Here is an 8,721-nt window from a genome sequence, read left to right as displayed (position 1 = left end):
AAAACCGCCATCACCGTGCGATCCCCCGCACCGCCCGGCAGCACATAGCGGTGCCGCATGACGTAAAGCGACGGCGTCTCGTCGGGGCGCAGCACGCCATCCTCCAGCCACTTCCGGTACCTGTGCGCCACCTGCGGCCAGCGGCCCGGCTTGGCCTCCGAGGGGTCGGCGATCCCGAGGTCGAGCTGCAGGACGTTGTAAGGGCTCCGAGCAAGATAATCCCGCACCAGGCTCTGGGTCACCACGTCGTACGGAGGCGCGAGGACACCGTCAAGGGATCCGATGCGTGAGACTTCGAAGCGCACGCCGCGTAGCGCTGCTACTCTTTTCAACGCAGTATCCCCTACGAAGCATTCTGGAACACCAATCTGTTCGCTCCCCCGGGGGCGGCTCCCTTGCGAGGCCGGGGCCATGCGCCCCGGGCAAACATCCCTTCCAGCCTGGCCTGGCAGGAGGTATCATGGCGGCCGGGAACTTTGTGACAGAAGGGACAATCGGTAATGGATACCAACGACTCCCCGAGCGTGCAGCCTCAATCCGTTGAGGCCAGCCGCAACGGGCAGCGGGCCAAAGAGGCCGCTTTCGGCCTCGTAAACCTGCAACGGCTCTACCGCCCGCGGTCGGTTGCGGTGGTGGGCGCCTCGGCCAACCCCGCAAAGCTCGGCCACCAGGTCCTACGCAACATCATCGAGTCAGGATACCCGGGAGAGGTATACGCTATCAACCCCAAGGAGTCCCGGATTCTCGGGCGGCCGTGCTTCCCGTCCATCGATGAGGCCCCTCCCGTTGACCTGGCCGTCATCGTGGTGCCGGCAGAGGCGGCGGTGGCCGTGGCCGAGGCGTGCGGCCGCCACGGCGTCGAGCACCTGGTCGTAATCAGCGCCGGGTTCAAGGAGGTTGGGCCCGAGGGAGCCCGGCGGGAAGCGGCGCTCGTCGAGATCGCCAGGCGTTACGGCATGGGCCTGGTCGGCCCCAACTGCCTGGGGGTCATCGACACCCACACGCCCCTCAACGCGGGTTTCGCCGCAGCCAGGCCCCTGGAGGGCAGCATCGCCTTCGTGAGCCAGAGCGGAGCGCTGGGTTCGGCCATCCTGGACTGGAGCCGCTACCAGAACATCGGCTTTTCGCGCTTCATCAGCCTGGGCAACAAGGCCGGGCTCAACGAGGTGGACGTGATTCTCGATGCGGCGGCCGACCCGCATACCAAGGTTGTAGCGGCTTACCTGGAGGACGTCAAGGACGGCCGGCGCTTCCTCGAGGAGATCGGCAAGGCCTCGCAGCGCTGCCCGATCCTCATCCTCAAGTCCGGCACGAGCGAGGCCGGGGGGCGGGCCGCCTCCTCCCACACCGGTGCGCTGGCGGGAGACGACCGGGCCTACGAGGCCGCGTTCGCGCAGACGGGCGTGCTGCGGGTCCAGACCCTGACGGAGCTCTTCGCGCTGGCCACGGCGTTCGCCAACCAGCCGCTGCCCCCCGGACGGCGGGTCGCCATCGTGACCAATGCCGGCGGGCCCGGCATCATCGCCACCGACGCGGTGGAGCGGGCGAAGTTGAGCGTCGCGAAGCTCTCCCCCGATACCGTCCAGGCGCTGCGTGAAAAGCTCCCGCCCGAGTGCGCGGTCTTCAACCCGGTGGACGTGGTCGGGGACGCGCCGCCCGAACGGTACCGCATTGCGCTGCGCGAGGTTCTGCCCGACCCGGGTGTCGATGCGGTGATCGTGCTGTTGACGCCGCAGACCTCGACGCATCCGGAGGAGGTGGCGCGCATCGTCGTCGAGGCCCGCGAGCTTGCCCCCGAAAAGCCGGTGGTGGTGAGCATGATCGGGGGCGAGATGGTGCGGGAGGCCACGGAGTACCTGGTGGCGCACAAGGTGCCGTGCTTCACCTTCCCGGAGCAGGCCGTGACGGCGCTGGCCGGCATGTACCGGTACATGCGGATCAGGGAGCGGGCTCACGCCCTGAGCGCCACGCCGCTCGTGGACGTGGATCCGGGCAAGGCCCGCCGGATTCTGGAGAAGGTAAAGGCCGAAGGGCGGCGGGTGCTGCTCGGGCCGGAGGCCGCGCAGGTGGCGGCAGCCTACGGCATCAAGGTGGCACCTTCCGAACTGGCCAGGACGCCCGAGCAGGCCGCCGCGGTCGCCGAACGCCTGGGATACCCGGTGGCGCTGAAGATCGCGTCGCCCGAAATCGTCCACAAAAGCGACGTGGGCGGGGTGCGGCTCAAGCTCACCTGCGCAGACGAGGTGCGCAAGGCGTTCGTGGAGATCCAGGAGCGGGTCAGCGCCCTGATGCCGGAGCACCGGTTCTACGGCATCGAGGTGTCGCCGATGATGCCCGCCGGCCAGGAACTCATCATCGGCATGGTGCGGGACCGCCAGTTCGGGCCGGTTCTGGCGTTCGGCATGGGCGGCATCTACGTCAACCTGATCAAGGACGTTTCGTTCCGCCTGGCGGCCGCCCTGACGTCGGCCGACGTGGAAGAGATGGTGCAGGAGACCAGGGTGTACCAGCTCCTGCGCGGCTATCGAGGGGCGGCGCCTGCCGACATCCCGTCCATCCACGATGCGCTGCGGCGGGTGGCGCGGATGGTGCTTGACCTTCCCGAGATCGGCGAGCTCGATATCAACCCTCTGTTCGCCTACCCGGCCGGGCAGGGGTACGTGGCCGTCGACGTCAAGATCACAACGCTTGCGTAGGGGGGCACGCGGCTGTGTATAAGGTGCTGCTGACCGGCGCTGCCGGAAGTGGAAAGACCGCGCTCTGCGTGGGTTTGAGCGCCGCCCTGGAAAAGCGCGGGCAGAAGGTGGGCTACATCAAGCCCATCGGCAACGTGGTGGCGCTGACCGATAACCGGGACCCCGACGTGACGCTGATGAAGGCCGTCCTGCACGACGCCCCCGCCGAGGGCGTGTGCTTCGCGATCGGGCCCCACTACCTCACCCGGATGCGGCCCGATCCGGCCCACGTCGAGCAGGTGCGGGACCGCATCGAGAAGGCCGCGGCATCCGTCGACATCCTGTTCATCGAAAGCCCGACGTCCCCGCAGGCCGGAGCCGCGCTGGGGCTCGACACGTTCGCCCTGGCCAAGGAGGTCGGCGCCCAGGCGCTCATGGTGGACCACGTGCGGGACGACCTGGAGTTCGACGTGATGGTGGTGCGAAACCAGCACATGCGGTGCCGGGGCGTTTTGGTGGTCGGCAACGTGTTCAACAACGTGCCCCTGGCAAGCTGGGAGAAGAGCCTGAGCGTCTACCGCCCGCTCTTGCAGTCGCTGGGCTTCCCCGTGGTGGGCGTGGTGCCGCAGCGGGTTGAGATCACGGCGCCCACCGCCGCCGAGGTGAAGGAGTACCTGCGCGCCGAGCTATTGGCCGGCGAGCGGGGGCTTTCCCGGCCCATCGAGGACATCCTCGTCGGAGCGATGAGCTTCGAAAGCGCCCTGCGCTACCTGCGGCGGGCCGCCAACAAGGCGGTCGTGACGGGGGGCGACCGATCGGACCTGGCCCTGGCCGCCCTGGAGACCAGCACGTCGGTGATCATCCTCACGGGCGGGCTGTTCCCCAACGTGGAGGTGCTCCAGCAGGCCGACGAAAAGGGCGTTCCCGTACTGCTGGTCTCGGGCGACACGTACTCCACCGTGGAGAAGCTCGGGCGCCTTTCCCGCCGCATCGACCCCGCGGACACCGAGAGCCTGCGCGTCGCCCGGGAGCTCGTTGAGCAGCACGTGGACGTGGATGCGCTCCTGGAGAATCTGCGCCGCGGCGCCGGGAGTTAATTCCCGGCGCCCGGCAGCCCCAACAGCTCCTGCAGCATGCGGGCGTTGACGACGGACTTGGCCTGGTAGTGGTTGTTCATGGCCACGTAGACCCGATCCGTCTTGGCCTCCAGCTCCACGAGGCGCGGCACCCACTCTTTGAGTTCGGCACGGGAGTACAGGTAGTCGTAGCGCTCGTACGCTTGCTCGTGCTTCCACCACTTCTCGCGGTTGCGCCCGTGGAAGCGCACGTATCCGACGCCGCTCGTCGCCCGCACCACCGGCGGGACGAGCGTGCTCAACTGCGGCTCGTCCACCGCCACAAAGCCTGCGTCGATCTGGCGCAACAGCTCAAAGGCGTGCTCACCCTGCACCCACGCCCGGTAGCGGAACTCCACCACGACCCGCACCCCTTCGAAAGCCTCTCGGACCCTGCGCAGGTACTCGAACGCTTCCGGCTCGGGCCGGAAACTGTTGGGGAACTGCAGCACCACGCACGCGAGCTTGCCGCGCTCCTCCATGGGAACGAGCGCCTTGCGGAACGCCCGAGAGAGCTCGAGGTCCGCCCGCTCGTGCGTGATGCCCGAGAAGGCTTTCACGGCGAACTCGAAGCCCTCGGGGGTCTTTTCGGCCAGGCGCTTGAGCATGAACGGCGAGGGGCTGCGGTAATAGGTCGAGTTGACCTCGGTGAAGCGGAAGAAGCGGGCGTAGAAGGCCAGGTACTCCTCCGGCTTGAGGTCCCGAGGGTAGAAGGGGCCTTTCCAGTCCTCGTAAGCGTAGCCCGATGTCCCCACGACGATCATGGGTGACATACCCCTGCCCGTATGGGAATTGTGCTCCGCTCCGTTTACCGGCTCGATCCGTGCCGTTAAAATACCGCCGGAAGGTGGGGTCTTTCTACGCCATGCAGCCCGCCGCTCGAAAGGCGGTGAGGGTCTACCTGCCCTCCATCGCCGTGGCCTCCCTGGCCCTTGCCGCAGCAGCCGCCTGGTGGCTCGCCACCCGGCAGCCCGACCAGGAGCCGCCCGCACCTTCTCCCGTCATTTTATCAGAAGCGCAGCCCGGCCCCGTGGCCGCCGCGCGCCGGCCGGCGGCTCCCGAAATCGGCAGCCCTGCCCCCGATTTCACCCTCAAGGACCTGGAGGGCCGTACCGTGCGGCTCTCGGATCTGCGGGGCCGGCCCGTCATGATCAACTTCTGGGCCACGTGGTGCCCGCCTTGCCGCGAGGAGATGCCCCACATCGAGGAGTTCGTCAGGCGCTTTGGGGGCCGGATTGAGGTGCTCGGCGTCGACGTGGGAGAACCGGCCGAACTGGTCAGGGCGTTCCTGGAGAAAAACCCGTACTCCTGGCGCTTCTTGCTCGATTCTGACGGGCAGGTCATGGAACGCTACAGGGTCTTCGCCATCCCGACGTCGTACTTCATCGACCGGGAAGGAATCGTTCGCGCGGTTTACACGGGCGCCATGAGCCCCGAGCAACTGCGTGGCTTCGCCCGCCAGGCGGGGGTCCCCGTTGACTGAAGGGGTTTCCGTCGCCAGCGGGGCCCTGGCCTTCACGGCCGGGCTGCTCTCTCTTTTCTCGCCCTGCGTCCTGGCGCTGGTGCCGGCGTACATCGGGTACCTGTCGAGCTCGGCGCTGTCGGGCGGCGGCCGGTGGCACCTGGTGGGCCGCAGCCTGATGTTCGTCCTGGGCTTCTCGGCCATCTTCGTTCTGCTGGGCGCGTCGGCGACGGCCCTGGGCCGGCAACTGTGGGCGAACCGATCCATCGTGCGGCAGGTCGCGGGCGTACTGGTGGTGCTCCTGGGGCTGCACCAGCTTGGGGCTCTGCGCTTCGGGTTTCTCGACGTCGAACGCCGCCTCATCACCCGCCTGCCCGGCAGCCGCGCCGGCTCACCCGCGCAGGCGCCGGCCGCGCAACAGGGGGCCCGGCGGTGGCTCGGCAGCGGGCCATGGGGTGCCTTTTTCGTCGGCATGGCGTTTGCCGCCGGCTGGTCGCCGTGCGTGGGGCCCGTGCTGGCCTCCGTCCTGTTGCTGGCAGGCACGGCGCGGACCGTCGGCGCCGGCGTGGCGCTGCTGGCGCTCTACGCGGCGGGGATGGCCGTGCCGTTCTTGCTGATGGCCGGGATCATGGAGCGCGGGGCCGGCCGGGTCACCCGGTGGCTGGGGCGCTACGGGTTGTGGGTGGAACGGGCGAGCGGGGCGCTTCTCATCCTGATCGGCGTGGCCCTGTATACCAACTTCTTCCTTCGCTTGCCCGGCTACCTCAACTACTACCGCTGGTTTGGGCTTTGAGGTGGTCCCGCGAGCCGCCGGCACCCTTGCGGGGCCGCTCGCCGATGAGCACGCCGCCGGAGATGATCAGCCGGAACGCCTCGTCCGTCGTCATGTCAACCAGCCGGCACTGGCTCTTCGGCACCATGGCAAGCCACCCCGTGGTGGGGTTGGGTGCCGTGGGCACGAAGATGGACCACATCTCTTCCCCCGTCGCTTCCTCCACCGCCTCGGGCGCGGTGGTGGCGGTCAGGAAGCCCAGGGAGTAGATCCCCCGGCGCGGATACTCGAAGAGCACCACCCGCTGAAACCCTGTCTTGTGGCCTCCCGCAAAGACGTCCACCACCTGCTTGGTGGTGGTGTAGACGCTGCGCACCACCGGGATGCGCTGCAGCAGCCTCTCTCCCCAGGCGATGAGCTGCCGGCCAAACACGTTGGTGGCGAGGGCCCCCACGCCCATGGTCAGCGTCACGGTCAGGATCGCACCGACCCCGGGCACGTAGTAGCCGAGCACGTAAGCCAGCAGGCTGCGCCAGAACCCGTCCAGCAAATTGAAGCCGAACCACAGGATGTAACCCGTTACGATGAGCGGAAGCAGCACCACGAGCCCGGTCAGGAACCAACGGCGGAGCAACCGCATGGACAAGACACCCTCCCGACGCTCGGATCTTAACGCGCTTCGAGGGTCAGGTACCACCGGGTGGAGGCGTACGGCCTGTCCTGCCGAATGCCCTGCGCCACGCCCAACCGGAAAACGACGGGGGCGCGGCCATAGTCAAGGGTGGCGTACAGGCGCAGTTCGGCGCCGACGTCGGCTGCCGGAGACCAGGATGCGGGCATCAGGGAGTCGGTGGGAAGCGGCGGGCGAATGCCTGCGTCCGGGCGGTCCCACCCGGCCACCGCCTCCGAGAACAGGGTGAGGGCCAAAGCGTTGAGGAACGTGGGCGTGTCGCCCATCGCATAGCGCAAGGCGCCGAGCCGCCACTCCTGTTCGGTGCTTACCGCAACGGCCGCTGCGTCGGCGCCCAGCTTGCCCGGCGAGAACGCCCGCAGGCCGAACAGCTCGCCATCTCCCCCTGCGGGGAAAACGAGCATCCCACCTGTGACGCCCGCCGAAAGCCGCAGGCGGAAGGCCGAGCCGGCGGTCGTCGTGCGTGCGTATGCCCATTGAGCCGTCACCTGTGTGCCGTGAAGCGGATTGACGGGCTGGCTGCTTCGCTCTGCCAGGAGCGCGCCGTCGAGCCGGAACAGCCGGCCGTTCGCGGATCGGTGGTCGCCGGCCCCGCGGTAGGAGGAGAGGTTACCGGCCAGCAACGTGTCTCGCAGGGCGCCCGCCCAGGTCCCCGAGACCGGGTTGACCGGGCGCGCCCACAACCGTGCGGCCCCAAACGCGGCGCTGCGCCCCGAGGTGTAGCCGCTCTGCTGCCACAGCACCTGCGCGGTGGCCGCCGCCACCTGGCCGTACCAGGTCCAGGGTCCGAACGGCGGCTGCTCCCCCGTCCCCACTTCCGGGGCCAGTGCCGCCTCAACGACCATCACGGGGCCTTCCGGTTCGCCAAGGGCGCGAGCGTACCCCCCGTAGAGCAGGGGCTCGCCCGTCGTCACGCCCACCGCGGCGGCGGCCGCGTACGCCTGGCGTCCCAGCGCGTCCAGGCCGCCCGTTGAAGCGCCGAGGAACGGCCCCGGCCATTCGCCCCCGTAAAGCGGCTCCCAGTAGGTGGGGCGCAGCGACTCCAGCGGGTTGTAGGGCCCAATGCGCCACGACTCCGGGAGGGCCGGCGTGCCGCTCCCGGCTGGCGCCGCCGCTCCCCGCGCGGGGGCTCCGGGTGTGCTGCCCTCGCCGCCTGCCGGCTTCGCGTACGCCACAGGTTCCCACCTGAGCTGCGCCGTGTCGAGCCGCGCGAGGCGATAGCCGCTCGTTCCAAACCAGGAGAAGTAAAGGCGGTCGCCGTCCGGGCTCGGAGCCGGGTCAAAAGCGCCGGTCAGGACGTTGGTCAGCCTGAAGAGCCGCCCCGCGGCCGTGTCGTAGGCGTAGAGGTTATAAACCCCGTCCCGGTCTGAATGGAAGAAGAGGTAGCGCCCATCGGGGCTCCAGGCTGGGCGGTCGTTCACGAAGGGGTCGGCGCTGACGCGCTCCACCCTTTCGACGCCGGGCTCACGGCCGCCCCCGGCTCCCCCCGTCCCACCCTGCAGCCGCAGGATCAGGAGGTCGGAACCCCCGCCGGGCTTCCATCCCGAAACTGCCAGCCTGCCCCCCTGCGGATCCCACGCCAGGGCCAGCAACTGCCACCCCTCCGGGGGATCCCAAAGCGGGCGCACGGCGCCGCCAGGCTCCCGGATCATGACACGAGTCTTCAGCTGTTCGCGGGCGATGAATGCCACCTCGCCGCCGGGCCCCGCAGCCGGCGCATAGGCCCGCAGGCCGCGGGTCAGCCGCTCCACCCGGCCGGTCGAAAGCTCGACGCTGTAAAGGTCCGAGAAAAGCCGCCCCCCTGTGCCGCCTGCGGCGGCGTAGACCAGGCGCTGCCCATCCCGACTCCAGTCGAGGCCTCCAGGCGCCGTGGTCAGGGTGACGGCGAGCTGCCTGTCCTTCCCGGTGGCCAGGTCGGTCACGCGCAGATCTTCCACGTAAGGGCCGGAAGCGGCGTAAGCCAGCCACCGCCCGTCCGGCGAAACCCGGGGCGAGAGCGCCACCCA

General features: G+C 69.1%; 8 protein-coding genes. 4 read left to right on the top strand and 4 right to left on the bottom strand.

Translation table 11 applies throughout. The features are described 5' to 3' along the window. A partial coding sequence (locus tag AB1609_09990; protein MEW6046795.1) for a DUF1015 family protein occupies positions 1-332 on the bottom strand: 332 nt, incomplete at its 3' end. 168 nt (positions 333-500) lie between these two features. On the opposite strand from AB1609_09990, the gene acs reads away from it, so the two are divergent. Together acs and AB1609_09980 are read left to right on the top strand one after the other, a co-directional pair. Next, positions 501-2,696: an acetate--CoA ligase alpha subunit gene (gene acs / locus AB1609_09985; GenBank protein MEW6046794.1), complete on the top strand. Its 2,196-nt coding sequence runs from the start codon at positions 501-503 to the stop codon at positions 2,694-2,696. Between the two features lie 14 nt (positions 2,697-2,710). Continuing rightward, a complete protein-coding gene (locus tag AB1609_09980; protein ID MEW6046793.1) occupies positions 2,711-3,772 on the top strand; it encodes a DRTGG domain-containing protein in 1,062 nt (353 codons plus the stop codon). Here the strand turns inward: AB1609_09980 and AB1609_09975 are convergent. Then, on the bottom strand, positions 3,769-4,554 hold the full coding sequence (locus AB1609_09975; protein MEW6046792.1) for a DUF72 domain-containing protein: 786 nt from the start codon (positions 4,552-4,554) through the stop codon (positions 3,769-3,771). The genes AB1609_09980 and AB1609_09975 overlap by 4 nt on opposite strands. Before the next feature lie 101 nt (positions 4,555-4,655). Between AB1609_09975 and AB1609_09970 the strand changes: the two genes are divergently transcribed. Together AB1609_09970 and AB1609_09965 are read left to right on the top strand one after the other, a co-directional pair. Next, positions 4,656-5,273 carry a TlpA disulfide reductase family protein gene (locus tag AB1609_09970; GenBank protein ID MEW6046791.1) on the top strand — a complete coding sequence of 206 codons (618 nt, stop codon included), beginning with the start codon at positions 4,656-4,658 and terminating at the stop codon, positions 5,271-5,273. Further along, entirely contained in the window at positions 5,266-6,045 is a 780-nt protein-coding gene (locus AB1609_09965) for a cytochrome c biogenesis protein CcdA (GenBank protein MEW6046790.1), read from the top strand. The genes AB1609_09970 and AB1609_09965 overlap by 8 nt, the downstream gene beginning before the upstream one ends. Here AB1609_09965 and AB1609_09960 read toward each other — a convergent pair. Beyond that, positions 6,017-6,664 (bottom strand): DUF502 domain-containing protein, encoded by a 648-nt coding sequence (locus AB1609_09960; GenBank protein ID MEW6046789.1) that lies wholly within the window; start codon positions 6,662-6,664, stop codon positions 6,017-6,019. The genes AB1609_09965 and AB1609_09960 overlap by 29 nt on opposite strands. A 29-nt stretch (positions 6,665-6,693) precedes the next feature. Beyond that, on the bottom strand, positions 6,694-8,721 hold a 2,028-nt coding region (locus tag AB1609_09955; GenBank protein MEW6046788.1), incomplete at its 5' end, for a hypothetical protein.

It is taken from the genome of Bacillota bacterium (assembly GCA_040754675.1).
Taxonomy (GTDB): domain Bacteria; phylum Bacillota; class Limnochordia; order Limnochordales; family Geochordaceae; genus Geochorda.
This window is presented reverse-complemented; position numbering and strand designations above follow the sequence as displayed.

What these genes read in the sequence shown, in the direction of transcription:
- AB1609_09960 (MEW6046789.1), bottom strand. Translation starts at nt 6,664, where the DNA reads ATGCGGTTGCTCCGCCGTTGGTTCCTGACCGGGCTCGTGGTGCTGCTT.
- AB1609_09975 (MEW6046792.1), bottom strand. Translation starts at nt 4,554, where the DNA reads ATGATCGTCGTGGGGACATCGGGCTACGCTTACGAGGACTGGAAAGGC.
- AB1609_09970 (MEW6046791.1), top strand. Translation starts at nt 4,656, where the DNA reads ATGCAGCCCGCCGCTCGAAAGGCGGTGAGGGTCTACCTGCCCTCCATC.
- acs (MEW6046794.1), top strand. Translation starts at nt 501, where the DNA reads ATGGATACCAACGACTCCCCGAGCGTGCAGCCTCAATCCGTTGAGGCC.